Annotated in this window: 22 protein-coding genes; 17 read left to right on the top strand and 5 right to left on the bottom strand. The window is 73.2% G+C overall.

The window, feature by feature from the left end; genetic code table 11:
• Position 1: 1 nt before the first annotated feature.
• Positions 2 to 1531, bottom strand: a complete 1530-nt coding sequence (locus ABEB17_RS01145; RefSeq protein ID WP_345714713.1) for a 1,4-alpha-glucan branching protein domain-containing protein — start codon at positions 1529 to 1531, stop codon at positions 2 to 4.
• Between the two features lie 8 nt (positions 1532 to 1539).
• Positions 1540 to 2334: a class I SAM-dependent methyltransferase gene (locus ABEB17_RS01140; protein ID WP_345714712.1), complete on the bottom strand. Its 795-nt coding sequence runs from the start codon at positions 2332 to 2334 to the stop codon at positions 1540 to 1542.
• A gap of 205 nt (positions 2335 to 2539) precedes the next feature.
• Between ABEB17_RS01140 and ABEB17_RS01135 the strand changes: the two genes are divergently transcribed.
• The 12 genes from ABEB17_RS01135 (at position 2540) to ABEB17_RS01080 (ending at position 19358) form a co-directional block, all read left to right on the top strand.
• Entirely contained in the window at positions 2540 to 3340 is an 801-nt protein-coding gene (locus tag ABEB17_RS01135; protein ID WP_345714711.1) for an electron transfer flavoprotein subunit beta/FixA family protein, read from the top strand.
• Positions 3341 to 3377: 37 nt separating this feature from the next.
• Complete coding sequence (locus tag ABEB17_RS01130) at positions 3378 to 4325, top strand: electron transfer flavoprotein subunit alpha/FixB family protein (RefSeq protein WP_345714710.1); 948 nt, start codon at positions 3378 to 3380, stop codon at positions 4323 to 4325.
• A gap of 119 nt (positions 4326 to 4444) precedes the next feature.
• On the top strand, positions 4445 to 5641 hold the full coding sequence (locus ABEB17_RS01125) for a cysteine desulfurase family protein (RefSeq protein ID WP_345714709.1): 1197 nt from the start codon (positions 4445 to 4447) through the stop codon (positions 5639 to 5641).
• Complete coding sequence (gene mnmA / locus ABEB17_RS01120; protein ID WP_345714707.1) at positions 5641 to 6717, top strand: tRNA 2-thiouridine(34) synthase MnmA; 1077 nt, start codon at positions 5641 to 5643, stop codon at positions 6715 to 6717. Before ABEB17_RS01125 ends, mnmA begins: the two co-directional genes overlap by 1 nt.
• Entirely contained in the window at positions 6714 to 7697 is a 984-nt protein-coding gene (locus ABEB17_RS01115; RefSeq protein WP_345714706.1) for a uroporphyrinogen decarboxylase/cobalamine-independent methonine synthase family protein, read from the top strand. Before mnmA ends, ABEB17_RS01115 begins: the two co-directional genes overlap by 4 nt.
• 28 nt (positions 7698 to 7725) lie before the next feature.
• A complete protein-coding gene (ligA, locus tag ABEB17_RS01110; RefSeq protein WP_345714705.1) occupies positions 7726 to 9846 on the top strand; it encodes an NAD-dependent DNA ligase LigA in 2121 nt (706 codons plus the stop codon).
• Between the two features lie 99 nt (positions 9847 to 9945).
• On the top strand, positions 9946 to 12063 hold the full coding sequence (locus tag ABEB17_RS01105; protein ID WP_345714704.1) for a putative bifunctional diguanylate cyclase/phosphodiesterase: 2118 nt from the start codon (positions 9946 to 9948) through the stop codon (positions 12061 to 12063).
• Positions 12064 to 12073: 10 nt separating this feature from the next.
• Entirely contained in the window at positions 12074 to 12373 is a 300-nt protein-coding gene (gatC, locus tag ABEB17_RS01100) for an Asp-tRNA(Asn)/Glu-tRNA(Gln) amidotransferase subunit GatC (protein WP_345714703.1), read from the top strand.
• Positions 12373 to 13896 carry an Asp-tRNA(Asn)/Glu-tRNA(Gln) amidotransferase subunit GatA gene (gatA, locus tag ABEB17_RS01095; protein WP_345714702.1) on the top strand — a complete coding sequence of 508 codons (1524 nt, stop codon included), beginning with the start codon at positions 12373 to 12375 and terminating at the stop codon, positions 13894 to 13896. The genes gatC and gatA overlap by 1 nt, the downstream gene beginning before the upstream one ends.
• Positions 13893 to 15431 (top strand): Asp-tRNA(Asn)/Glu-tRNA(Gln) amidotransferase subunit GatB, encoded by a 1539-nt coding sequence (gatB, locus tag ABEB17_RS01090; RefSeq protein ID WP_345714701.1) that lies wholly within the window; start codon positions 13893 to 13895, stop codon positions 15429 to 15431. The genes gatA and gatB overlap by 4 nt, the downstream gene beginning before the upstream one ends.
• Positions 15432 to 15572: 141 nt before the next feature.
• Positions 15573 to 17834 carry a putative bifunctional diguanylate cyclase/phosphodiesterase gene (locus ABEB17_RS01085; RefSeq protein ID WP_345714699.1) on the top strand — a complete coding sequence of 754 codons (2262 nt, stop codon included), beginning with the start codon at positions 15573 to 15575 and terminating at the stop codon, positions 17832 to 17834.
• 9 nt (positions 17835 to 17843) lie between these two features.
• The gene (locus ABEB17_RS01080) at positions 17844 to 19358 is read left to right on the top strand and encodes a hypothetical protein (protein ID WP_345714698.1); all 1515 of its coding nucleotides are present in this window, start codon (positions 17844 to 17846) and stop codon (positions 19356 to 19358) included.
• Between the two features lie 9 nt (positions 19359 to 19367).
• On the opposite strand, the gene ABEB17_RS01075 is transcribed toward ABEB17_RS01080, so the two are convergent.
• Positions 19368 to 20333: a PQQ-dependent sugar dehydrogenase gene (locus tag ABEB17_RS01075; RefSeq protein WP_345714697.1), complete on the bottom strand. Its 966-nt coding sequence runs from the start codon at positions 20331 to 20333 to the stop codon at positions 19368 to 19370.
• Between ABEB17_RS01075 and ABEB17_RS01070 the strand changes: the two genes are divergently transcribed.
• The 5 genes from ABEB17_RS01070 to ABEB17_RS01050 are packed head-to-tail and all read left to right on the top strand — an operon-like array spanning position 20326 to position 24005.
• Positions 20326 to 20589 (top strand): hypothetical protein, encoded by a 264-nt coding sequence (locus tag ABEB17_RS01070; protein WP_345714696.1) that lies wholly within the window; start codon positions 20326 to 20328, stop codon positions 20587 to 20589. The genes ABEB17_RS01075 and ABEB17_RS01070 overlap by 8 nt on opposite strands.
• A gap of 10 nt (positions 20590 to 20599) precedes the next feature.
• Entirely contained in the window at positions 20600 to 21586 is a 987-nt protein-coding gene (locus ABEB17_RS01065) for a 2-hydroxyacid dehydrogenase (RefSeq protein WP_345714695.1), read from the top strand.
• The gene (locus ABEB17_RS01060) at positions 21583 to 22686 is read left to right on the top strand and encodes a WD40/YVTN/BNR-like repeat-containing protein (RefSeq protein ID WP_345714694.1); all 1104 of its coding nucleotides are present in this window, start codon (positions 21583 to 21585) and stop codon (positions 22684 to 22686) included. The genes ABEB17_RS01065 and ABEB17_RS01060 overlap by 4 nt, the downstream gene beginning before the upstream one ends.
• Positions 22683 to 22991, top strand: a complete 309-nt coding sequence (locus ABEB17_RS01055) for a MoaD/ThiS family protein (RefSeq protein WP_345714693.1) — start codon at positions 22683 to 22685, stop codon at positions 22989 to 22991. Before ABEB17_RS01060 ends, ABEB17_RS01055 begins: the two co-directional genes overlap by 4 nt.
• A 24-nt stretch (positions 22992 to 23015) precedes the next feature.
• A complete protein-coding gene (locus tag ABEB17_RS01050; protein ID WP_345714692.1) occupies positions 23016 to 24005 on the top strand; it encodes an aldo/keto reductase in 990 nt (329 codons plus the stop codon).
• 34 nt (positions 24006 to 24039) lie between these two features.
• On the opposite strand, the gene ABEB17_RS01045 is transcribed toward ABEB17_RS01050, so the two are convergent.
• Positions 24040 to 24936, bottom strand: coding sequence for an endonuclease/exonuclease/phosphatase family protein (locus ABEB17_RS01045; RefSeq protein ID WP_345715762.1), 897 nt, complete (start codon positions 24934 to 24936; stop codon positions 24040 to 24042).
• Positions 24937 to 25031: 95 nt separating this feature from the next.
• Complete coding sequence (locus ABEB17_RS01040; RefSeq protein WP_345714691.1) at positions 25032 to 25733, bottom strand: M15 family metallopeptidase; 702 nt, start codon at positions 25731 to 25733, stop codon at positions 25032 to 25034.
• Positions 25734 to 25790: the final 57 nt, after the last annotated feature.

The raw sequence follows: 25790 nt of genomic DNA, 5'->3' as shown, positions 1-25790 counted from the left end.
CTCAACCTCCCTGTGCCGCAAGGATCCTGGCGTCCAGGTCGCCGAAGGGCCCATCGACCTCGCGCTGTCGACGTGACTCGTCCTGCGCCCCTGGGTCGCGACGCTGGACGAGCTCGGCCAGCCGGTGGAACGCCGCGCGGTGCTCGTCGGCCCGCCGCCAGGCGTAGTCCGCCGCCTGGTCCCGGCTGACCATGAACGCCCAGTCGCTGGACAGTGTCAGCAGCGCCTGGCGGGCCAGCTGGTCGAGGTCCGGGCGGCGCACGAGCAGGCGGCCGGCGCGCGCCTCTTCGCCCACGACGTCCAGCAGCCGGCGCTGCACCCAGAAACCCTCGTCCACCAACGGTTTCACCATCGGACCGTCCCACACCCGGAAGTCCTTTCCCGCCCCCCACGACCCGGCTGGCAGGGCGACGTCACCCCGCGCCGCCCCCGCCTCGAGGGCGCCGCGCAGCGTCGTGAGCCGCACTCCGGCCTCGGGGAGCAGTCGGAGCACTCGTCGCAGAAAGGCCGGACCCTCGTGCCACCAGTGGCCGAACAGCTCGGTGTCGTAGGCGGCGACGACCAGGCCTGGTTGCCCGTCGCGGTCGGCGACCTCCCGCAGCCGGTCGCGGACCCGGCGCACGAAGTCCTGCGCGTCCCGCTCGACGGCGGCCACCGCGCGCGCCGGCTCGTAGAGCGCCTTCGCGTCAGAAGGCACTCCGGCGCCGGTGACCCGGTACGGGTGCAGGCCGCTCGCGTGGTCGATGGCGTGGAAGTCCCGGTAGTCCGCGCCGGTGGGGTACCCGGTGCGCGAGCTCCAGATCCGGTCCGTGACCGTCAGGTCCCGACCGAACACGGCGACTCCGCTGCCGCGCACCGTCCACGCGGCTGAGGTGGGCCGCCCGCCTGCGGCGAGCGTCACCTCGTCGGCGAGGAAGTGGCTGACCCCGGCGGCGGCGTAGAGCTGCTCCAGGCCAGGGGAGTAGCCGCACTCCGGCGCCCAGATGCCGCCACCGAACCCGCCGAACCGCGCCCGCGCGTCGTCCAGCCCGGCGCTCAGGGCGAACCGGCCGACCCGGTCGTCCAGCAGTGGCAGGAACGGGTGGGTGGCCGGACCGCCGAGCAGCTCGATCACTCCGGCGTCGGCCAACGAGCGCAGCACCGGGCTGCCGCCGGCCCGCCAGCGGGTCGCCAGCGACCGGGCCGCCTGGGCACCCGCGAGGAACTCGCGCGATGCCAGCTCACGCCAGCGCGGGTCGGTCCGCGTGCTGAGCTCGGCCGCCCTCGCCTGCCACATCCCGACCCACGTCTCGGTGGCGGCCAGGCACCCAGGGTCGTCCAGCTGCGCGGCCAGCACCGGGGTCACGCCGAGCGTCAGGACGTCGCGTCGTCCCTCGTCGGCCAGCTCGTCCAGCAGTCGCGTCAGCGGCAGGTACGACGACGCCCACGCCTGGTGCAGCCACTCCTCGCCGACGGGCCAGCGGCCGTGGTGGGCCAGCCAGGGCAGGTGGCTGTGCAGGACGAGGGCGAAGGCGCCGACCGGATCGCTCATCGGCCTGCTCATCGCTGCCCCGCGATCACCAGCAGGTCGAGCGCGTCGTCGTCCGCGGGTCCGATCTCGAAGTCCTCGGCCCGGACGGCCCGGACGGCGTCCGCCAGGTCGTCCGGCCACCGCTCGGGCGGCGTGGCGAGCTGGGCCGCCGGGAACGAGGCGAACCGCGCGTCGAGCGCGCGCAGCCTGGGGCCTCGCTGCACGCCGAGTCGCTGCACCGGCCCGAACCCGGCGCCGACCAACCGGGCCAGCTCCTCGTCGTCGTACTCGCGCACGTGGAAGGCGTTCGTCGGCCGCTCGCCGCGGCCGAGTCCGGGGGAGAAGGTGAGCCGGTTCGGGGTCGACACGGCAAGCAGGCCGCCGGGCCGCAGCACCCGGCGCAGGTCGGCGACGAGCTCGTGCGGCGTCCAGATGTGCTCGATGACCTGCAGGCTGACCGCCGCGTCCACGCTCGCGTCCGCGAGCGGCAGCCGGACGACGTTGCCGCGCAGCACGTCCCGCCCGTAGGTCGCGGCCGCGTGCCGCACCGTCACGGCGTCGTAGTCGAGCCCGACGACCCGCGACCCGCCGGCGGCGAGCTCGTCCAGCCCATACCCCTCGCCGCAGCCCGCCTCGAGCGTGATCGTGGCAACGTCGGTCGCCAGGGCGGCCCTGGTTGCCACGATCTCGGCGGCGACGTACCGGTACGCCGCGAGGTGCCGGGCGAACCAGTACTGCTCGTGCCAGATCCCCGGTGCGGTGCGCTCGCCGGTGAGGGTCAACGGGGTCGCCGGTACTCGGACGTCGTCGTGGATCGCGCTCACCCCTCTCGGCTCCAGTGTGACCGGGCTCACCGGCCGTCCGCTTGCCCGAAAACTACTCGCCGGTAACATCGTGCACTGGTGACCAAGCGGACCGGTGACGTCCCTGATGGACGCGACTGGCAGGCTAGGTCCCCGACGAGCGGGACGACCCGGTCCCCTCCCGGCAGGCGCCGGTTGAGCTGCAAGTGGAGGTCGAGACCCGACCATGAACATCGTCGTGTGCGTGAAGTACGTGCCGGACGCGCAAGCGGACCGGACGTTCGAGGACGCCGACCACACCACTGACCGCGTCGGCGTCGACGGACGGCTCTCCGAGCTGGACGAGTACGCCGTCGAGGAGGCGCTGAAGATCGTCGAGGCCGGTGGCGGCGAGGGTGACCAGGTCACCGTGCTGACCGTGGGTCCCGAGTCCGCCGCCGAGGCCGTGAAGAAGTCGCTGCAGATGGGCGCCCACGCGGGCGTGCACGTCAGCGACGACGCGATCGCCGGCTCAGACGCCGCCGCCACGTCACTGGTGCTGGCCAAGGCGATCGAGAAGCTCGGCACCGAGACCAAGGTCGACCTCGTGCTGACCGGCATGGCCTCCACCGACGGCACCATGAGCGTCGTCCCGGCGATGCTCGCCGAGCGCCTCGGCCTGCCGCAGGTCACCTACGCCAGCGAGGTCACCGTCTCCGGTGACTCGGTCACCATCCGCCGCGACGGTGACGCCTCGACGCAGACGATCACCTCGAGCCTGCCGGCCGTGGTCAGCGTCACCGACCAGATCAACGAGCCGCGCTACCCCTCGTTCAAGGGGATCATGGCCGCCAAGAAGAAGCCGGTACAGGCGTGGGGGATCGGCGACCTCGGCATCGACGCCGGCGACGTCGGTCTGGCCGCCGCCTGGACGACGGTCGAGTCCGTCACGGCGCGGCCGCCGCGTGAGGCGGGCCAGGTCGTCACCGACGAGGGCGAGGGCGGCGCGAAGCTCGCCGAGTTCCTGGTGTCCCGCAAGTTCGTCTGACCGTCCCGTCCTGACCTGACTTCCAAGGAGAAGCCTGATGAGCGAAGTTCTCGTGCTCGTCGACCACGTCGACGGGGCAGTCCGCAAGACCACCACCGAGCTGCTGACGATCGCCCGCCAGTTCGGCGAGCCGTCCGCGGTGTTCGTGGGCAGCGGCTTCGACGCCGCGAAGGACACGCTGGCCGAGTTCGGGGCGGCGAAGGTCTACCGCATCGAGTCCGCCGACGTGAGCGACCACCTGGTGGCCCCGACCGCCGAGGCGCTGGCCCAGCTGGTCGAGCGCACCTCGCCGGCCGCCGTCCTGATCGCCTCGAACGCCGAGGGCAAGGAGATCGCGGCCCGGCTGTCCATCAAGACCGGCTCCGGCCTGATCACCGATGCCGTGGCCGTCGCTGCCGACCTGACCACCACCCAGTCGGTCTTCGCCGGCTCGTACACCGTGCAGGCCAAGGTCACCACCGGCACACCGATCATCACGGTCAAGCCCAACTCGGCCACCCCGGAGGCCGCTCCGGCCGCCGCGGCCGACGAGGCCTTCGAGCCCACGATCTCCGACGCCGCCAGGGCCGCGAAGATCACCGAGCGCAAGCCGCGCGAGAAGACCGGCCGTCCCGACCTCACCGAGGCCGCGATCGTGGTCTCCGGCGGTCGCGGCACCAACGGTGACTTCGGGCCGGTCGAGGCTTTCGCCGACGCCCTCGGTGCCGCCGTGGGCGCGAGCCGCGCGGCCGTCGACGCCGGCTGGTACCCGCACGCCAACCAGGTCGGCCAGACCGGCAAGACCGTCTCGCCGCAGCTGTACGTCGCCAACGGCATCTCCGGCGCCATCCAGCACCGGGCCGGCATGCAGACCTCCAAGACGATCGTCGCCGTGAACAAGGACGAGGAGGCGCCGATCTTCGAGCTCGTCGACTTCGGCGTCGTGGGCGACCTGTTCACCGTGCTGCCCCAGGCCACCGAGGCGATCGAGAAGTCCAAGGGCTGAAGAGCCACCGCACCTTTCCGCCACTCAGGCCGCTTTCCGTACCCGGGGAGCGGCCTGAGCGGCGGAAACCGGCTTGAGCGGCGGAAACGGGGGGTGGGGGTGGCGCCTAGACTGGCCCGGTGAGTGTCTACCTCGACCACGCGGCGACCACGCCGATGCTGCCCGAGGCCATCGAGGCGATGGTCGGCGAGCTGTCCGTGGTCGGAAACCCGTCGTCCCTGCACACCGCAGGTCGGCGGGCCCGGCGCGTCGTCGAGGAGTCCCGCGAGCAGCTCGCGCAGGCCGTCGGCGCCAGCCCCAGCGAGGTGGTCTTCACCTCCGGTGGCACCGAGGCCGACAACCTCGCGGTCAAGGGCACCTACCGCGCCCGCCGCGCCGCTGACCCGCGCCGGCGCCGTGTGCTGGTCAGCGCCATCGAGCACCACGCGGTGCTGGACACCGCCCAGGCGCTCGCGGACGACGAAGGCGCCGAGGTCGTGCTGCTGCCGGTCGACGCGAAGGGCCGGGTGCAGCCGGACGCCGTGCGCTCGCTGATCGAGGCCGACCCGCAGTCCGTCGCGCTGGTCAGCGTCATGTGGGCCAACAACGAGGTCGGCACCCTGCAGCCGATCGCCGAGATCGTCGAGATCGCCCACCGGCACGGCATCCCGGTGCACTCCGACGCCGTGCAGGCGGTCGGCAAGGTGCCGGTCGACTTCGCGCGCAGCGGCCTGGACCTGATGAGCATCACCGGCCACAAGCTCGGCGGCCCGGTCGGCGTCGGCGCGCTGGTCGCCGTCCGCGGTGCCGAGCTGTCGCCGCTGGTGCACGGCGGCGGCCAGGAGCGCCAGGTGCGCAGCGGCACCCTCGACGAACCCGCGATCCGGTCCTTCGCGGTTGCCGCCGCGCTCGCCGTCGAGCGACTGGCCGGCACCCGGGTGCGGCTGACCGCGCTGCGCGAGGCGCTGGTCGCCGGGATCCGCGGGCACGTCCCGGACGTCGTCGTGCACGGCGACCCGGACCCGGCGGGCCGCCTGCCCGGCCTGGTGAACCTGTCGTTCCTCGGCTGCGACGGCGACTCGCTGCTCTACCTGCTGGACGCCCAGGGCGTCGAGTGCTCGACCGGCTCGGCCTGCCAGGCCGGCGTACCGCAGCCCAGCCACGTGCTCGTCGCCATGGGTGTGCCGGACGCCGAGGTCCGTTCCGCGCTGCGCCTCTCGCTCGGGCACACCTCCACGGAGGCCGACGTGGCCGCCGTCGTCGAGGCCCTGCCCGCGGCGGTGGACCGGGCTCGCGGCGCGGGTGCCGTCGCGGCTGCCTCGGTGGCGGCGCGCTGATGAAGGTCCTGGCCGCGATGAGCGGCGGCGTCGACTCCGCGGTCGCGGCCGCCCGCGCCGTGGACGCCGGGCACGACGTCGTCGGCGTGCACCTGGCCCTGTCCCGCAACCCGGCCACGCTGCGGACCGGGGCGCGCGGTTGCTGCACCGCCGAGGACGCCCACGACGCCCGGCGCGCGGCCGACGTCCTCGGCATCCCGTTCTACGTCTGGGACCTGTCCGAGCAGTTCACCGAGTCAGTGGTGGACGACTTCGTGGCCGAGTACGAGGCCGGCCGCACGCCCAACCCGTGCCTGCGCTGCAACGAGAAGATCAAGTTCTCGGCCCTGCTCGACAAGGCCGTGGCGCTCGGCTTCGACGCGCTCTGCACCGGGCACTACGCGCAGGTCCGCGACGGCGACGACGGCCGCGAGCTGCACCGCGCGGTCGACCACGGCAAGGACCAGTCCTACGTGCTGGGCGTGCTGACCGCCGCCCAGCTCTCCCGCGCGCTGTTCCCGTTGGGGGACACCGACAAGCACGACGTGCGCGCCGAGGCTGCGAGCCGTGGCCTGGCCGTCGCCGACAAGCCCGACAGCCACGACATCTGCTTCATCGCGGACGGCGACACCCGCGGCTGGCTCGAGCAGCGGCTCGGCGCACAGCCGGGCCGGATCACCGACGAGGCCGGCGAGGTGCTCGGCGAGCACCAGGGCGCGTACGGCTTCACGGTCGGGCAGCGCAAGGGGCTCTCGATCGGCCACCCCGCGCCCGACGGCCGCCCCCGCTACGTCCTGGACATCCAGCCCGTCACCAACACCGTCGTCGTCGGCCCGGCCGAGGCGCTCGACGTCCGCGTCGTGCTGGGTGAGCGCCCACGCTGGTGCGGGCCCGCGCCGGTCGGCCCGGTCGAGGTGAGCGCCCAGGTGCGGGCGCACGGGGACGCCGTCCCCGCGGTCGCCGAGGCGGCCGCAGACGGTGCGGTCCGGGTCGAGCTGCGCCAGCCGATCCGCGGCGTTGCGGCCGGCCAGGCCGTCGTCCTCTACCGCGGCACCCGGGTGCTCGGCTCGGCCACGATCACGGCCACCTCCCGGTGACCGCGACCGGGATCGGCTCCTGGCCCGGCACCGACGTCGCGGAGGCGCTCGCCGTCGTCCGCGGGGAGCTGCCCGACCTGCCGTACCTGCCCGAGCTGCCGTCCCGCGGCCCGGGCGCCGACATGATCGGACGCGCCGCCGCGCGCCTGGTCAGCATGCCGATCGACCTCCAGCCCGGCGGCTGGCGGCTGGTCGACCGGCCGGGCCGCGACCAGGCCCGCGCGGACGCGTTCTGGCGTGAGGACCTGGACCGGATGGCCTACGCCTTCGACGGCTACACCGGGCCCCTCAAGGTGCAGCTGGCCGGTCCGTGGACCCTCGCCTCGACCGTCTGGCTGCCCCGGGGCGAGCGGGCGGTCGTCGACCGCGGCGCCACCCGGGACCTGGTCGAGTCGATGGCGCAGACGGTGCGCGAGCTGGTGGCGGACGTCGTCCGGCTGGTGCCGGGCGCCACCGCGGTCGTGCAGCTGGACGAGCCTGCGCTCCCGGCCGTGCTCGAGGGGCGGGTGCCGACGGCGTCCGGCTTCGGACGACTGCGCGCGGTCGCTCCGGCTGAGGCGCAGCAAGGGCTGACGACGGTGCTGACCGCGGCGCACGAGGCCGGCGCACGGACCGCGGTGCACTGCTGTGCGCCCGACGTCCCGATCGCGCTCCTGCGGGACGCCGGCGCACAGGCGCTCGCGCTGGACGTCACCCTGCTCGGCCCCAGTGGCTGGGAGTCCGTGGCGGCGTCCGTCGAGGCCGGCACCCGGCTGTGGGCGGGTCTGGTGCCCACACTCGGTGAGGTCCCCGCGGCGTCCGAGCTGGCCGGCCGGCTGGCCCGCTGGTGGCACGACGTGGGGCTGCCCGTCGTCGATCTCGCAGACGTCGTGGTGACGCCGACCTGCGGGTTGGCCGGGGCGAGCCCGCCCGGCGCCCGAGCCGCGCTGGTGCGCTCGCGCGAGACCGCCCGCGAGCTGGCCGAGCGCGCGCAGGGCTGACCAGCCGCTGTCGGTGCTGCGGTGCAGAATGTGGCAGGTGAGCGACGCTGAGCTGAGCACCCCCGACCAGGCATCGTCCGTCGAGCTGGCGGAGGTCCCGGACGACGCGCGTCACCGCTGGACCGACCTGGCCGAGCAGATCAACGGGCACCGCTTCGCCTACTACATCCGTGAGCAGCCCACGGTCAGCGATGGCGAGTTCGACCGGCTGCTGCACGAGCTCGAGGCGCTGGAGGAGCAGTACCCCGGCCTGCGGACGCCGGACAGCCCCAGCCAGGTGGTGGGCGGCACGTTCTCCACGGACTTCGCCGCGGTCGACCACCTCGAGCGGCTGCTCAGCCTCGACAACGTGTTCAGCGTCGACGAGCTGCGGGCCTGGATGGAGCGGGCCACCCAGGCGGCCGGCACCACCGTGACCTGGCTGTGCGAGCTGAAGATCGACGGCCTGGCGATCGACCTGGTCTACGAGGACGGGCGGCTGGTGCGCGCGGCGACCCGTGGCGACGGGCGCACGGGCGAGGACGTGACGCTGAACGTCCGCACGCTGCGGGACGTGCCGAGCCAGCTGAGCGGGGACGACGTCCCCGAGCTGGTCGAGGTGCGCGGTGAGATCTTCTTCCCGACCGCCGGCTTCGCCGAGCTCAACGCCGGGCTGGTCGAGGCGGGCAAGGCGCCGTTCGCCAACCCGCGCAACGCTGCCTCAGGATCGTTGCGGCAGAAGGACCCCAAGGTCACCGCCTCGCGGCCGCTGCACCTGCTGGTCCATGGCATCGGGGCCCGGCGCGGCTTCGACGCCCAGGGGATCGACCTCACCCGGCAGTCCCAGGCGTACGAGCTGCTCGGCGGCTGGGGGTTGCCGGTGAGCGACCGTGCGAAGGTGCTCGAGTCCGTGGACGACGTGCTGGGCTTCGTCGAGTACTTCGGCGAGCACCGGCACGACCTCGAGCACGACATCGACGGCATCGTGGTCAAGATCGACGAGCTCGCCGTGCAGCGCCGGCTCGGGTCGACCAGCCGTGCGCCGCGCTGGGCCATCGCCTTCAAGTACCCGCCGGAAGAGGTCACCACCAAGCTGCTGGACATCCGGGTCAACGTCGGGCGGACCGGCCGGGTGACGCCGTTCGCGGTCATGGAGCCGGTCCTGGTGTCCGGGTCGACGGTCGAGATGGCCACGCTGCACAACGCCGACGAGGTTCGCCGCAAGGGGGTGCTCATCGGCGACACCGTGGTCCTGCGCAAGGCGGGGGACGTGATCCCGGAGGTGCTCGGCCCGGTCATCGACCTGCGCCCGGACGACGCCCGTGAGTTCGTGATGCCCACGCACTGCCCGTCGTGCGGCACCGAGCTGGCGGCCCAGCGCGAGGGCGACGTCGACATCCGCTGCCCGAACTCCCGCTCGTGCCCGGCCCAGCTGCGCGAGCGGCTGTTCCACGTCGCCTCGCGCGGTGCCTTCGACATCGAGGCCATGGGGTTCGAGGCGGCCCAGTCCCTGCTGGACGCCGGGGTGGTGCAGGACGAGGGGGACCTGTTCGGGTTGAGCGAGCAGCAGCTCAGCGCGGTCCCGCTGTTCACCCGCAAGGACGGCGAGCTGTCCGCCAACGGGGGCAAGCTGCTCGCGAACCTCGAGAAGGCCAAGGCCCAGCCGCTGTGGCGGGTGATCGTGGCGCTGTCGATCCGGCACGTCGGGCCGACCGCGGCGCGCGCGCTGGCCACCGAGCTGGGCAGCCTCGACGCGATCCGCTCGGCCGCCCAGGACGAGCTCGCCGCGGTGGACGGCGTCGGGCCGGTGATCGCCGAGGCGGTCGTCGAGTGGTTCGGCGTCGACTGGCACCGGGCGGTCGTCGACAAGTGGGCGGCGGCCGGCGTCCGGATGGCGGACGAGCGCGACGAGTCGGTACCGCGCACCTTGGAGGGGCTCACCCTGGTCGTGACCGGGTCACTCGAGGGGATCAGCCGGGACGAGGCGAGGGAGGCGATCCTCGCCCGTGGCGGCAAGGCGTCTGGCTCGGTGTCGAAGAAGACGTCCTTCGTCGTGGTGGGCGAGAACCCGGGCAGCAAGCACGACAAGGCGGTTCAGCTCGGTGTCCCCGTGCTTGACGAGGCCGGTTTCCGGCGGCTGCTGGACGAGGGTCCGGACGCCGTGAGCTGAGTCGGGCCGCACCACGAGGCCGGGCCGCGCCGAACCGCCGAACCGCCGAACAGAACAAACATTCAAGAACGCTCCTGTTGTGCCGATCACGCTAGGGACGTGACGTCTGCGCGCCGCCCGTCCGCGGCGCACACCCAGGGAGCGAGGCCGTACGTGAGTGGTGCCGACGAGGCCCGGAACCACGTGCGTTCAGCACCCCGGCCACGCCTGCTCGCCGCGTTCCTGGGGAGCGTGATCGCGGCGGGCCTCGGCCTCGTGGTCTTCTCGGTCAGCACCGTCAGCCTCGACGACATCACTGCGATGGACTCGGGCCAGGTGCTGGCCCTGGCCACCTGCCTCGTGCTGATCGTGCTCGGCGAGATCCGCCCCGTGATGGGCTCGTCGATGGCCGACCCGCTCGGGGTCACGCTGTCGACCACGTTCGTGTTCCCGGTGCTGCTGCACTTCGGCCTGGTGCCTGCCGTGATCCTGCACACGATCGCCACGCTGCTGGCCGGCCTGGTCGCGCGCAAGGCGATGATCCGCAACCTGTTCAACGTCGCCCAGTACGCGCTCAGCGTGGGCGCGGGTTGGCTCGTGCTGGCGGCCGCCGGGATCCGGCCCACGCTCAGCGACACCTGGACCCCCTCGACGCTGAGCGACCTGCTGCTGATCGTCGTGGTGGGTGCCGCGAGCTTCGTGGTCAACGACTTCCTGGTCGCCACCGCGATCGGCCTGATGGCGGGGATCTCACCCTGGACGCAGTTCCGGTCCGACCTGCGCTTCCAGGCGACGGTGTCGGCGGCCCAGTTCGGGCTGGCCCCGCTGGTCGCCGTGCTGATGGAGTACGCCCCGGCGTTCGTGGCGCTGACCGTCGTCCCGATGTACGCGATCCACAAGAGCGCGGCCGCGTCGGTCCGCAGCGAGCACCAGGCCCAGCACGACGACTTGACCGGCCTGGCGAACCGCAAGCGGCTCATCGAGCAGGCCACCGAGGCGATCAACGACGCGCTGCGCACCGGTGAGCCCTGCGCCCTGTTCCTGCTGGACCTGGACCGGTTCAAGGAGGTCAACGACGTCCTCGGGCACCCCGTGGGCGACGAGGTGCTGCGCCGGGTGGCCCGCCGTCTCGAGGGCGCCCTGCGCCCGGACGACCTCGTGGCCCGGCTCGGCGGCGACGAGTTCGCCGTGCTGGCCCGCCGGGTCCGGGACGCCGAGGCAGCCGTCACCATCGCGGAGCGGGTCCGGGCGGCGCTGGACGCCGAGCTGGTCATCGACGGACAGCTCATCGACCTCGAGGGCAGCATCGGGGTCGCCCTGGTGCCCGACCACGCGACCGAGTACGAGGTGCTGTTCTCCCGCGCCGACGTCGCCATGTACCTGGCCAAGGCCGACCGCACCGGGGTCGAGGTCTACGACTCCGCGCGCGACGTGAACTCGACGTCCCGGATCGGCCTCATCAGCGGCCTGCGCAACGCCATCGAGCAGGGCGAGATCGAGCTGCACTACCAGCCCAAGGCGAGCCTGGCCGACCAGACCGTGACCGGCGTCGAGGCGCTCGTCCGCTGGAACCACCCGACTCGCGGGCTGGTGCCGCCGGACGAGTTCATCCCGGTCGCCGAGCAGTCCGGTCTGATGCACCGGCTGACCGACGTCGTGCTGGACCTCGCCCTGACCCAGGTCGCGAAGTGGCAGGACCAGGGCATGACGGTGCCGGTCGCGGTCAACGTCTCGTTCCGCGACCTGCTCGACCAGACGATGCCGACCCGGCTGGCCGGGACGCTCGAGCGGCACGGGCTGGCTCCCGAGCTGCTCACCCTCGAGATCACCGAGCGGGTGCTGACCGCCGACATGGACCGCGCCCGGATCACGCTGCAGGCGCTGTGCGACCTCGGGGTCCGCCTCTCACTGGACGACTTCGGCACCGGCTGGTCGTCGCTGCGGCTGCTGCGCGAGCTGCCGCTCGCCGAGATCAAGATCGACCGCAGCTTCGTCAGCCGCGCCGCCGTGGTCGAGGAGGACGCCGTCGTCGTCCGGGCCACCACCCGGCTCGCGCACGGCCTGGGCATGCACGTCGTCGCCGAGGGCATCGAGACCGCCGTGGCGTGGCAGGCCATCAAGGACATGAACTGCGACACCGCCCAGGGCTGGCACCTGGCGCGCCCCATGCCGAGCGGGCGGGCCACCGAGTGGTTGTCCGAGCGGCTGCTGGGAAGGGTCCCGGTCGGCCACCCCTAGACTGGCGGCCATGTCCGAACCACTGTCCCGCGAGGACGTCGCGCACCTGGCCAGGCTGGCCCGCATCGAGGCCACGGACGTCGAGCTCGACCGCTTGGTCGGTGAGCTCGGCGTGATCCTGGACTCGGTCGCCCGGGTCGGCGAGGTCGCCGCGGACGACGTCCCGCCGATGTCGCACCCGCTGCCGCTGACCAACGTGACCCGGCCGGACGAGCCCGTGCCGAGCCTGACGCCGCAGGACGCGCTGTCCGGCGCGCCGGACAGCGAGCTGGGCCGGTTCCGGGTCCCGCGGATCCTGGAGGAGGACTGATGGCGGGCGTGGACGGCGACCTGACCCGGCGCACCGCGAGCGAGCTGGCGCAGGCGCTGGGCGCCGGCGAGGTCAGCGCGGTCGAGGTGACGAGGGCGCACCTGGAGCGGATCGACGGCGTGGACGGCGCGGTGCACGCGTTCCTGCACGTCGCGCACGACGAGGCGCTGGCCTTCGCCCGTGGGGTCGACGAGCGCCGCGCGGCGGGGGACCAGCTGCACCCGCTGGCCGGCGTCCCGGTCGCGGTCAAGGACGTCGTCGCCACCCGAGGTCTGCCCACGACGGCCGGCTCCCGGCTGCTCGAGGGCTGGGTCCCGCCGTACGACGCGACCCTCGTCGAGCGGCTGAAGGCCGCCGGACTGGTCGTCCTCGGCAAGACCAACATGGACGAGTTCGCGATGGGTAGCTCCACCGAGCACTCCGCGTTCGGCCCGACGCACAACCCGTGGGACCTCAGCCGCATCCCCGGTGGATCGGGCGGTGGCTCGGCCGCCGCGGTGGCCGCGTTCGAGGCGCCGCTCGCGATCGGCACCGACACGGGCGGCTCGATCCGCCAGCCGGCCGCCGTGACCGGCACCGTCGGGGTCAAGCCGACGTACGGCGGGGTGTCCCGCTACGGGTTGATCGCGCTGGCGAGCAGCCTGGACCAGGCCGGCCCGTGCACCCGTACGGTGCTGGACGCCGCACTGCTGCACGAGGTGATCGGCGGGCACGACCCGCGCGACTCCACCAGCATCGACGCGCCGGCGCCGTCCGCCGTCGAGTGGGCCCGTCGAGCTGACGTCAAGGGCGTCAAGGTCGGCGTGATCCGTGAGCTGGGTGGCGAGGGCTACCAGGCCGGCGTCCGCCAGCGGTTCGACGAGGCGGTGGCCCTGCTCACCGACGCGGGCGCCGAGGTCGTCGAGGTCTCCTGCCCGCACTTCGAGTACGCGCTCGCCGCGTACTACCTGATCCTGCCGAGCGAGGCGAGCAGCAACCTCGCCAAGTTCGACGCCATGCGGTACGGCCTGCGGGTGCTGCCCGAGGGCGTGGACGCGCCCACGGCCGAGCAGGTCATGGCGGCCACTCGCGATGCCGGCTTCGGCGACGAGGCCAAGCGCCGCATCATCCTGGGCACCTATGCCCTGTCCAGCGGCTACTACGACGCCTACTACGGCCAGGCGCAGAAGGTGCGCACGCTGATCGCGCGCGACTTCGAGGCCGCGTTCCAGCAGGCCGACGTGCTCATCTCGCCGACCGCGCCCACCACGGCGTTCAAGCTCGGCGAGAAGCTCGACGACCCGCTGGCGATGTACCTGAACGACGTGGCGACCATCCCGGCGAACCTGGCGGGGGTGCCCGGCATGTCGCTGCCGGTGGGGCTGGCGCCCGAGAACGGCCTGCCCGTCGGCGTCCAGCTGCTCGCCCCGGCGACCAAGGACGAGCGGCTGTACGGCGTGGGCGCCGCGTTGGAGGCGCTGCTCACCGAGCGCTGGGGCGGCCCCCTGCTCGCCCAGGCCCCCGAGCTGGAGGTGCTGGCATGACCACTCACGCGAACGCCCGGGTCGAGGACGTCCTGGACTACGACGAGGTGCTCGAGCAGTTCGACCCCGTGCTGGGTCTCGAGGTGCACGTGGAGCTGTCCACCCGCACGAAGATGTTCTGCGGGTGCGGCACCGCGTTCGGAGCCGAGCCGAACACCCAGGTCTGTCCGGTGTGCCTCGGCCTTCCCGGCGCCCTCCCGGTGGTGAACGCGTCCGCGGTGGAGTCGGCGATCCGGATCGGTCTGGCGCTGCACTGCGACATCACCCCGTGGGGCCGGTTCGCCCGGAAGAACTACTTCTACCCGGACATGCCGAAGAACTTCCAGACCTCGCAGTACGACGAGCCGATCGCCACCAACGGCTACCTCGACGTCGAGCTGGACGACGGCTCCACCTACCGCGTGCAGATCGAGCGCGCCCACATGGAGGAGGACACCGGCAAGTCGCTGCACGTCGGCGGCTCCACCGGGCGCATCCACGGCGCGGACTACTCCCTGGTCGACTACAACCGGGCGGGTATCCCGCTCATCGAGATCGTCACCAAGCCGCTGGCGGGTACGGGGGAGCGCGCGCCCGAGGTCGCCCGCGCCTACGTGGCGGCCCTGCGCGACCTGCTGCGGGCCCTGGACGTCAGCGACGTCCGGATGGAGCAGGGCTCGCTGCGCTGCGACGCGAACGTCTCCCTGCGGCCCAAGGCGCAGGACCCCTCCGCCCAGGACTCCGTGCCACTGGGCACCCGCACCGAGACCAAGAACGTGAACTCGCTGCGCAGCGTCGAGCGCGCCGTCCGGTACGAGATCACCCGGCAGGGTGCCCGGTTGCTCGCCGGTGAGCGGATCGTCCAGGAGACGCGCCACTGGCAGGAGAACGACGGCGTCACCACGTCCGGGCGGGAGAAGTCCGACGCCGAGGACTACCGGTACTTCCCCGAGCCCGACCTGGTGCCGGTCGCGCCGGACGCCGACTGGGTCGAGCGGCTGCGTGGCACGCTGCCCGAGCCGCCGGCCGAGCGCCGCAAGCGGCTGCAGCAGGACTGGGGCTTCACCGACCTGGAGATGCGCGACCTGGTGAACGCGTCGGCCACCGAGCTGGTCGAGGCCACCGTGGCCGAGGGGGCGGCGCCGTCCGCGGCCCGCAAGTGGTGGTCCGGCGAGCTGGCCCGGCGGGCGAACGCCGACGGCGTCGAGCTCGGGGCCCTGCCGGTCACCCCGGCGGACGTCGCCGAGCTGGCCGCGCTCGTCGAGGCGGGGCGGATCAACGACACGATCGCCCGTCAGGTGCTCGAGGGCGTGCTCGCCGGCGAGGGGTCGCCCGAGCAGGTGGTGAGTGCTCGCGGCCTCGAGGTCGTCTCGGACGACGGGGCGCTGGGTGCCGCCGTCGACCGCGCGATCGAGGCCAACCCGGACGTCGCGCAGAAGATCCGGGACGGCAAGGTGGCCGCCGCCGGCGCGCTGATCGGCGCCGTGATGAAGGAGATGCGCGGCCAGGCGGATGCCGGGCGCGTCCGCGAGCTCGTCCTGGAACGGCTCAGCTGACCGGCCGACCGCCCGAGCGGCCCGGCCGACCCGGGCCCGAGATCGAGACCGGGCCGATCTCCGATTCAGATCAGGGCCCGACAGGCCGATAGCAAGAGGGTGAGCAAGCAGGGGATGAGGGTGCGGCTTCGCCGTGCCGTCATGCTCGGGTCCGGACTCGCCTTCGCCCTGCTGCTCCTCGGGCTGGCCCTGACCCCCGTCGACCGCGGGGTGGTCGTCACGCTCGGGGCGGTCTTCTCGGGGGTCGTCGCCGCCGTGGTCGGCGCCGTCGTCTGCCTGAAGGCGGGTCGGGGAAACCGCCTGCTGCGCCTGGCCGCGGTGCTGATCGGCGCCGCCATGATGGTCTGGGCGGCCGGCCAGTTCCTGATCGGCTACGCCTCGTCGACCGGAACGCCGCACTACCCGACGGCCGGCGACAAGCTCTCCCTGGTCGCTGCGCCCCTCGCCGTCAGCGGCCTGGTGCTCGCGATGCGACCCACGTCCCTGCGCACGCACTGGCTGAGGATGCTCGCCGACGCCCTGCTGCTCAGCAGCGCGACAGCGATGCTGCTCTGGCGGGTGACCCTCTACCCGGTGCTGGCCACCGACGGCTTCGGCGTCGACGCGTACATCGGCCTGGTGACCGTGCTGGTCGAGGCCTACCTGTGCGCCCTGCTGCTCCTCGGCTGGCTGCGCGACCTGGACCTCGGGCTCGGTCTGGTCCTCGTCGGCTTCGTGCTCTACGTCGCGGCGGACCAGTTCACCATGCTCCAGGCCGTGCAGGGTCACGCGTGGCCCGTGGTCGCCGCGGCACTGTGGTGCCTGGCCTGGCCACTCATCGGCGAGGGCTTCATCACGTTCCGTCCGGCGATGAGCGACGACGACGGCCGCAGCTCGGAGACCCGGGTCGCGGTCGCGACCACGCTCGTCGGCTTCACCGCCCTGGTCGGTGCCCTGGTGCACATCGCCATCCGGCCCACCATCGACCCGGTGACCGTCTCCCTGTCGATCCTGGTGGTCGCCGCGTACGCCCTGCGTGAGCTGTACGGCGGGATCCAGCGGGGTCGGCTGCTCGGTGTGCTGACGGACCAGGCCATGCACGACCCGCTCACCGGCCTCGGCAACCGTCGCGCCATGCAGGCCGGTCTGGCCCGCCTCGCCGCGGAGCCGGCCGGCGCCGTCCTGACCCTGGACCTGGACGGCTTCAAGGAGGTCAACGACCTGCTCGGCCACGGCCTCGGTGACCAGCTGCTGGTCGCGGTCGCCGAACGTATCCGCGACGCCATGCCCGGCAACGCCGAGGCGTACCGGGTCGGCGGCGACGAGTTCGTCGTCCTGGTGCCCGGCGAGCAGGAATGCAGCACGGCCGTCGCCGAGGCGCTGCTGGCCGGGGTCCGCCGGGCGACCGAGTCGCTGCCCGAGGCCGACGTCGCCGGGGTGTCCGCGAGCGTCGGGGTGGCCCGCTGGTCGCAGGACGACGACGAGTCGGCGCACGACGCGGTGCGGCCCCGCGACCCGGCAGAGCGGGCGGCGCTGGCGATCCTGGAGTCCGGGGTCGCGCTGCACGCCGCGAAGGAGTCCGGTCGGGACCGCGTCGAGAGCTACGACGGCCCGGTGGCCGCCCGCCACCGGCGCGGCCTGGACGTCGAGCGCCGCCTGCGCATCGCCCTGGCCAAGGGTGATCTCGACGTGCACTACCAGCCCATCCTCGCGCTGGACACCGGTCGGGTCGTCAGCGTCGAGGCGCTGGCCCGTTGGACGGACCCCGTGCTCGGCCGGGTCGGACCTGACGAGTTCATCGCGGTCGCCGAGCGGTCGGCGCTGATCGGCGAGCTCGGTTCCTACGTGCTGAACCGCGCGGTCGGAGACGTGCGGGGCCTGTCCGAGCAGTACCCGGACCTGCGGGTCGCGGTGAACGTCTCGCCGATCCAGCTGCGGGCGGCCGCGTTTGCCGACCACGTCGCGGTGCTCGTCGCCCGGCACGGCCTGGCGCCGCAGCGGCTGGTCATCGAGGTGACCGAGTCGCTGTTCGTCTCGGACGACGGTGTGGGCCTGCGCAACCTGCAGCGCCTGCGGCGACGGGGCATCGAGGTCGCGATCGACGACTTCGGCAGCGGCTACTCGTCGCTGAACTACCTGAGCCGGCTGCCGGCGTCCATCCTGAAGGTCGACCAGGTGCTCACCCGGTCGATCGCCGAGGACCCGCGGTCGCTGTCCGTGCTCCGCGCCGTCGTCGAGCTCGGGCGCTCGCTGCCCATGCAGGTCGTCGCCGAGGGCATCGAGACCCAGGAGATGCACGACATCGTGCGGGGCTTCGGACAGTGCCTGGGCCAGGGCTGGCTCTACAGCGCGGCGGTCCCGCTGGACCAGCTGCCCGACGCCATCACCGCGATCCAGGCCCGCGAGACCATCGCGACGGCCTAGGTTCGTCAGATGCAGCTCGGGCACCTGGCGTACAAGCAGTTCAACGCGACTCTCCTCCTGGCGGTCCTGGCCGCCGTGCTGCCGTCTGCCGTCCTGGCGTCGGCGGTCCCCGCGCAGGCGGCCCTGCAGAGCTCCTGCTCGCAGGACGCCCACCGGTACGGGACTCCCGACGTCGACGGCGACGTCGTGCCCGACGTCGTGGTGGGTGTACCGAGCGGCGTCGTCGACGGGATCAGCGCGGGCGCCGTGGACCTGCGGCTCTCGCACGCCGGGACCCAACGCGTCGGCCCGGCGTCGTTCGCCGGGATGCCGGCCGTCCGCGGTGACGAGTTCGGTGCCCACGTGGCCCGGATCTGGATGGACCAGGACTTCTGCGCCGACCTGGCGATCGCGGCGCCCGGTTCCGGCGGGGGCCGTGGTGCGGTGGTGCTGGCCGAGGGCGGTGCCAACGGACTTCAGGCAGCGAGCGCCCAGCGACTCGTCGGTCGATCCGCGGGGGAGCGGTTCGGCTCTGCTCTCGCGGCAACGCGCTCGGACCTCGGGATGGACCTGTTCGTCGGTGCTCCTGACCGGACGGTGTCCGGCAAGGCCGGCGCTGGCGCCGTCGACCACTACCTGGTGCCGGGGGGCGGTGCCGCGAGCTACCTCGGCTCGATCACGCAGGACACGGCCGGCGTCCCGGGCGTGGCCGAGGTGGGGGACCACTTCGGTGCGACGTTGGCCGTGAACGGTGTGAACGGGCTGGCGGTCGGAGCACCGGACGAGGCCACGGGCGCAGCCAGGAGCGCGGGTGTGGTGACCCTGCTGCAGGTGTCGCCCGGTACGGCGCGGATCGAGGCGGCCCACCAGTTGGCCCAGGGCTACGAGCACACGCCCGGTCTCGCGGAGTCGGGTGACCGTTTCGGTGCGGCGCTGACCTGGACGGGCAGCGCCTTCGTCGTGGGTAGCCCTGGAGAGGCGGTGGGCCGCGCGGCCGCGGCGGGCATGGTCCAGGCGTTCGCTGACATCTCGATCGACAACCCGTCCCGGCTGGTCACCACCATCACGCAGGACAGCGCGGGCATCCCGGGGACGGTGGAGGCCGGGGACCAGTTCGGGGCATCCCTCGCTGCCCTGTACGGGGGTTGGTGCTCGGGGGAGACGGTCGCGGTTGGTTCCCCGGGCGAGGACGTCGGCTCGACGCGCGACGCGGGCAGTGTCACCGTGGTGCAGGACCGCGCCCCGGGTCGGAGCACGTGTGAGCGGGTGTACGTCCAGGGTTCCGGTGGGCTGGGCGGCGCCGCCGAGACCGGCGACCTGGTCGGAGCCTCCCTGGCTACTCAGGACTCGGGTGCCGAGGACGATCCCGGTCCGACCCGCCTCGTGGTCGGGGTGCCGGGGGAGGGCGTCGGGTCAGCCGCTCACGCCGGCGGCATCACCGTGCTCACCCCTGTCAACGTCGGCACCTCCGCGACCAGCTACGGCGACACGGCGGGCCGGGTGTACGGCGCGCGGTACGGCCAGTCGTTGCTCGTCGATCGCTGAGCAGCGGGATCAGCGCAGCGTGAGCCGGACGAGGCGGTCGTCGTCCGCGGTGGGGTCGCCGCGCGAGCGGTTGCTGGTCAGCACAAGCAGTGAACCGTCGGGGTCGAACGACGCCGCACGCAACCGCCCGTAGCGACCGGCGAGCAGGGCCACGGGGCGCCCGACGCTCCCGTCGGCGGCCAGCGGCACCCGCCACAGTCGCTGCCCGCGCAGGGCGGCCAGCCACACGGCGCCGCGACCCACCGCGATCCCGCTGGGCGACGCGTCGTCGGTGCGCCAGACGGCGAGGGGGCGGGTGAAACCGCGGGCGACGTCCGCCGCGGTCCCCATGCCCTCGACGTCCGGCCACCCGTAGTCGCGCCCCGGCAGGATGCGGTTGAGCTCGTCCCAGGTGTCCTGACCGAACTCGCTGGCGTACATCCGGCCCTCGTCGTCCCAGCCGATGCCTTGCACGTTGCGGTGGCCGTACGACCAGACTCGAGTGCCGAACGGGTTGCCCGGCGCCGCCGCACCGGTCGGCGTGACGCGCAGGATCTTGCCGCCGAGACTGCTCTTGTCCTGCGCCCGGGAGGTCTGGCCGCCGTCCCCGGTGGTGACGTAGAGCATCCCGTCCGGCCCGAACGCCAGCCGGCCGCCGTTGTGGTTCGACGCCTTCGGGATGCCGGACACCAGCACCGTCGGCCGACCCAACCGCCCGCCGGAGTAGGGCATCGAGACGACCCGGTTGTCGTCCGGCGCCGTCAGGTAGGCGTACAGCGTGCCCTGGTCGCCGGGGCGGAAGGTGATCCCCAGCAGACCGCCCTCGCCGTCGGGTCGCACGCCCGGCACCCGCCCGCCGGGTCCGGTTGCCGGCACGTCGGTGACGTGGCCGTCACCGGTGACCAGGACGACCTTCGCCTGCTCGCGCAGGCTCACGAGGTGCGAGCCGTCGTCCAGCCGGGCGATCGCCCAGGGCACGTCCAGGTCGGTGGCCACGACCTTCGCCGCTGCCACCTCCGTCGCGGGTCCGGCGGACGGTGTGGACGTCGAGGACGTCGAGGACGTCGAGGTGGAGGTGCTGGACGTGGAGCCGCTGGCGGTCGTCGCGCTGGGTGAGCCGGCCGAGGGGGTCGCGGTCGCGCCGCCGTCGGCGGAGGAACAGGCGGCAAGCAGCAGCGCGGCACCGAGGGCGACAGGGGCTGCGGAGCGCATGGACCAGTCTTGCGCGTGCGCCGTCGTCGCGCTCGTCTAGCGTGAGGCAGGTGGATGAGCCGTGGGTCGTGACACTGCCGGAGCAGATGTTCGTGGACGGGTTGGGTGCGCCGCCGGACGGCGTGCGCGTGCGCCTGTGGGATCTGACCGGTCCGCCCGAGCGGCCGGACGAGATCTCCGTCGTCGTCCCGCCCTACATGGACACCGGCGACTGGGGCGACCTGTTCGCCGGTCTGCCCCACCTCAAGCTGGTGCAGACCCTCACGGCGGGGTACGAGTCCGTGCAGCCGATGCTGCCGGACGGCGTGGCGCTGGCGAACGCCGTCGGCGTGCACGACACGTCCACCGCCGAGCTCGCCGTCACCCTCGCGGCCGCCGTGCTGCGCGGCCTGCCCGACTTCGTGCGGGCCGCCGACGCCGGCCGGTGGCGTCCGCAGCGACGGCGTTCGCTGGCCGACCGGCGGGTGCTGGTGGTCGGCTTCGGCGGTGTCGGGCGGGCGGTGGCGAGCCGCCTGCTGGCGTTCGAGGCGCAGGTCACTGCGGTGGCGTCGCGGGCTCGCACCCCCCGCCCCGAGGAGTCCGCGCTCGGCGTCGAGCACGTGCACGGCGTCGACGAGCTGGCCCGGCTGCTGCCGGAGCACGACGTCGTCGTGCTCACGGTGCCGCTGGACGACGCCACCCGGGGCCTGGTCGACGCGCAGTTCCTCGCGGCCCTGCCGGACGACGCGGTGCTGGTGAACGTGGCGCGCGGGGCGGTCGTCGACACGGACGCGCTGCTCGCCGAGCTGCGTACCGGGCGGCTCACCGCGGGGCTGGACGTGACGGACCCCGAGCCCCTGCCGGACGGTCACCCGCTGTGGTCGGCGCCCGGCGTCCTGATCAGCCCGCACGTGGGCGGCGCCACCAGTGCCTTCCCGCCGCGCGCGTGCCGCATGCTCGCGGACCAGCTCGGCCGGCTCTCGACGGGGGAGCCGCTGCGCGGCATCGTGGTTGCGGGGCGGTACGGCGATGAGTTCGGAGGAGGATCGCGGTCATGAGTGGCATGGAGACCTCGGTGGTGGTGGCGATCGGAACGCGCAAGGGGCTGTGGCTCGCCCGCAGCGACGACCGCGAGAGCTGGAAGGTGGACGGCCCGCTGCTGCTGGCCACCGAGGTGCCCTCGGTGGCGATCGACACCCGGGAGGGGACGACGCGGCTGCTCGTCGGCGCCCGCTCGGAGCACTGGGGTCCGACCGTGCAGCAGAGCGAGGACTTCGGGCAGACCTGGACGGAGCACGAGGGCGGCGCGATCGTGTTCCCCGAGGGCGGCGACGCCTCCCTCGAACGGGTCTGGCAGATCCACCCGGACACCGCGGCCCGCCCGGGCGTGGTGTGGGCAGGCTGCGAGCCGACCTCGTTGTGGCGCAGCGCGGACGGCGGGCGCAGCTTCTCGCTGGTGACCGGGCTGTGGGACCACCCGCACCGGCCCCAGTGGTGGCCGGGATTCGGCGGCGCAGCCGTGCACACCGTCGTCCCGCACCCCACCGACGACAGCAACGTCGTCGTCGCGATGAGCACCGGCGGCGTCTACTCGACGACGGACGGCGGCGACACCTGGCACCCGCACAACGTCGGGATCAAGGTCTCGCACATGCCGGACCCGTACCCGGAGTTCGGCCAGTGCGTGCACAAGGTCGCCCCGGCCGGGACCGACGGGCTGCGCATGTACGCGCAGAACCACCACGGCGTGTACCGCTCGGACGACGGCGGTGGCAGCTGGACGTCCATCGCCGAGGGGCTGCCGGCCGACTTCGGCTTCGTCGCCCTAGGACATCCCAGGGACGCCGACTCGGCCTGGGTCGTGCCGCTCGTCGCGGACGGCGAACGCGTACCGCCGCAGGGGCAGCTGCGGGTGCAGCGCACCCGGGACGGCGGGCGCAGCTGGACCCCGAGCGAGGCCGGGCTACCCGACGACTGCTGGGTGACGCCGCTGCGCGACGCGGCCTGCGTGGACGAGCTGGACCCCGTGGGCGTCTACGTGGGCACCCGGGCCGGCAGCGTCTACGCCAGCGCCGACGAGGGTCGCACCTTCACCACGGTCGCCGAGAACCTGCCGGACGTGCTGTGCGTGCGGGCCGCTGTCGTGGTCGAGGCGTGAGTGGCAGTGACGGGCTGACCATGCAGGTCGACGTGCTGCTGCCCGGGGTGCTGCGCGAGCACGCCGGGGGAGCGGACGAGCTGCGGCTGACGCTGCCGGACGACTGCGACGTCACCGGTGCCGTCGCCGTGATGGCCCAGGAGTGGCCGGCGCTCGGACGCCGCCTGCGGGACGAGACCGGTGCCCTGCGCCGGCACGTGAACCTGTTCGTCGACGGTGACGACGTCCGCGCGTTGCAGGGACCGCGCACGGTGCTGCGCAACGGCTCCGTGCTGCACGTGCTGCCGTCCGTGGCCGGAGGCTGATGCCCCTGAGCGTAAGGTCGACCCATGGTCAATCGAACTCTTGCCAACGGACTCACCGTGTCGCCCATCGGTCTGGGGTGCATGGGCATCAGCCAGAGCTTCGGTCCCTCGCCGGAGCGCCCGGCCATGGTGGCCTTCCTGCGCGATGCGGTCGAACACGGCATCACGCTCTTCGACACAGCCGAGGTCTACGGGCCGTACGCGAACGAGGACATCGTCGGGGAGGCCCTCGAGCCGGTTCGCGACCAGGTCGCCATCGCGACGAAGTTCGGTTTCGCGTTCGACGCGGACGGCCAGCAGAGCGGGGTCAGCAGCCGGCCCGAGAACATCCGCGCCGCCGTCGACGGTTCGTTGCGACGTCTGCGCACCGACGTCATCGACCTGCTCTACCAGCACCGGGTCGATCCTGAGGTGCCCATCGAGGACGTCGCCGGCACGGTCAAGGAGCTCATCAGCGCCGGCAAGGTCCGCCACTTCGGCCTGTCCGAGGCTGGGCCCACCACGATCCGTCGCGCCCACGCCGTCCAGCCCGTCACGGCACTGCAGAGCGAGTACTCCCTGTTCTGGCGCGAGCCCGAGGAGTCGGTGCTGGACACGGTCGAGGAGCTCGGCATCGGGTTCGTCCCGTTCAGCCCCCTCGGCCGAGGCCTGCTCACGGGGCAGGTCACCCGTGAGACGACCTTCGGCGAGGGCGACATCCGCGCGACGTTGCCGCGGTTCACACCCGAGGCGCTCGCCAACAACCTCGACCTCGTGGACAAGGTCACCGCCATCGCTGCCCGGCTGAACGCCACCCCCGGGCAGGTCGCCCTGGCGTGGCTGCTGGCCCAGAAGCCGTGGATCGTGCCCATCCCCGGTACGCGACGTCTCGAGCGTCTCGACGAGAACCTCGCCGCCGCCGATCTCGACCTCGCCCCGGAGGACCTCGCCGAGCTGACGGGGGCCTCCGACACCGTCACCGTGCAAGGGGACCGCTACCCGGCAGCCATGCAGGCCATGGTCGACCGATCCTGACGGGGTCCGGTCGCCGGCATCTCGGTGGCGCCGCTCACCAGCTGATGCCGGCCGCGACCGGCCGGTGGTCGCTTCCGGTGGCGGGCAGCACCCACGACCTGTCCGGCTCGACGCCGCGGACCAGGATGTGGTCGATCCGGGCCACGGGGGACGTCGCGGGCCAGCTGAAGCCGAAGCCGTCGCCGGCCGCGTCCTGGGCCGAGCGCAGGCGCGAGGTGAGGTCAGCGAAGGCGCGATCGTCCAGGGTGCCGTTCAGGTCGCCGAGGAGCACCACCCGCTCGTTCCGCTCGGCGGCGAGGGCCGCGCCGAGCGTGCGGACGCCCGCGTCCCGCTGGGCGGTCCAGAACCCGTTGCGGGGGAACACCCTGACGGAGCCCAGGTGGGCCACGTACACCGCCAGCAGCCCGTGACGCGTCGTCACCGTGGTGCGCAGCGCGCGGCTTGAATCCATCCCGATGGTGACCGGCCGGGTGTCCGACAGTGGCAGCCTGCTCCACAGCCCGACGGTGCCCTGCACCGTGTGGTACCGGTAGGTCTTCGCCAGCTCCTGCTCGTACGCGCCGGTGGCCTGCGGGGTCAGCTCCTCGAGCGCGAGGACGTCGGCGCCGGCGGCGGCCAGGTCACGCGCGGTGCCGACCGGGTCGGGGTTGTCGGCTCCGACGTTGTGGCTGACCACCGTGAGATCGCTGCCTGGATGTGACTTGTCGATCATCAGGCCGCCGAAGAGGTTGAGCCACACCGCGATCGGCAGGAGCAGCGCGATCGCCGCGGAGGCGGAGCGGCGCCAGGCTGCGGCCACCAGCAGGAGCGGGATGACCAGCCCGAACCACGGGAGGAACGTCTCCAACAGGCTCCCGACGTTCCCTATCCGGTTGGGGACCTGAGCGTGCAGCGCCATGAACAGCGCGAGCAGCAGCGACAGGGCCGCCAGCGGCCGGCCTCGCCTCCAGGCGCCGGGCCCCGGGCCGGCCCCGCCGGCCCCGCTGGTCCGCGCCTTGGCTGGCGTCCGGGGTGCGTCCACCTGGGTCACTGCTGCATCCTCGGGTCCTGGGTGGGGTCGGCGTACCGACGCGGGCAGCCACCGTTGATCGCGGCGGGGCGCAGCTCGTAGTGCCAGGGCTCGTTGCGGTAGATCGGGCACAGCCCGTACCCGGCGCCGTGTCTGGCCAGCCACGTCGCGGCACTGCTGGGCCCGATGTCGACCGCTTCCCCGGAGACGTGCGCGGACGTGTTGGCGGTGGCCACCCAGCGGGCGGCCTCCTTGCGAGAGCCGTACTTCGAGACCGCCTCGTCGAGCAGCTGCTCCTGGTACGCCGCGGAACGCCAGCCGCTGTTGACGGAGAGCTCGACGCCGTCGTCCGCGGCTTCCCTGGCGGCCCGGCGCAGGGCCTTGAGCAGGTCCGGGTCGAGGTTGGCCACAGCGGGGACCGCGTCATCGAACACGGTCACGCCGTGGCGGACGACGCCGTCGGCCACCCCGACCGCACTTCGGCGGTCGCTGCCAGGAGGACGTGAGGGCGCGGCCGCTGCCGCCGAGCGCGTCAAGGACGCGGCGGGGGCCGAGTGGACGGCGGGTGCCGGGCCGGTCGTGGCGGCGGAGGCCGTGGAGCCTTGGGTCAGGTGGCCGAGGGTCGCCGTGATCCCTGCGGTGACGGCGACCAGGGACGCGACCAGCAGCCAGCGCAAACGGCGAGTCGACGTCCGCGCTGATAGTGGGGTTCGAGTCATGCGGCCAGTCAAGGCGGCGTGGTGTTGCCAGCACGTATGGCGTTTTCGATACGCCGA

It is taken from the genome of Angustibacter luteus (assembly GCF_039541115.1).
GTDB classification, from domain to species: domain Bacteria; phylum Actinomycetota; class Actinomycetes; order Actinomycetales; family Angustibacteraceae; genus Angustibacter; species Angustibacter luteus.
This window is presented reverse-complemented; position numbering and strand designations above follow the sequence as displayed.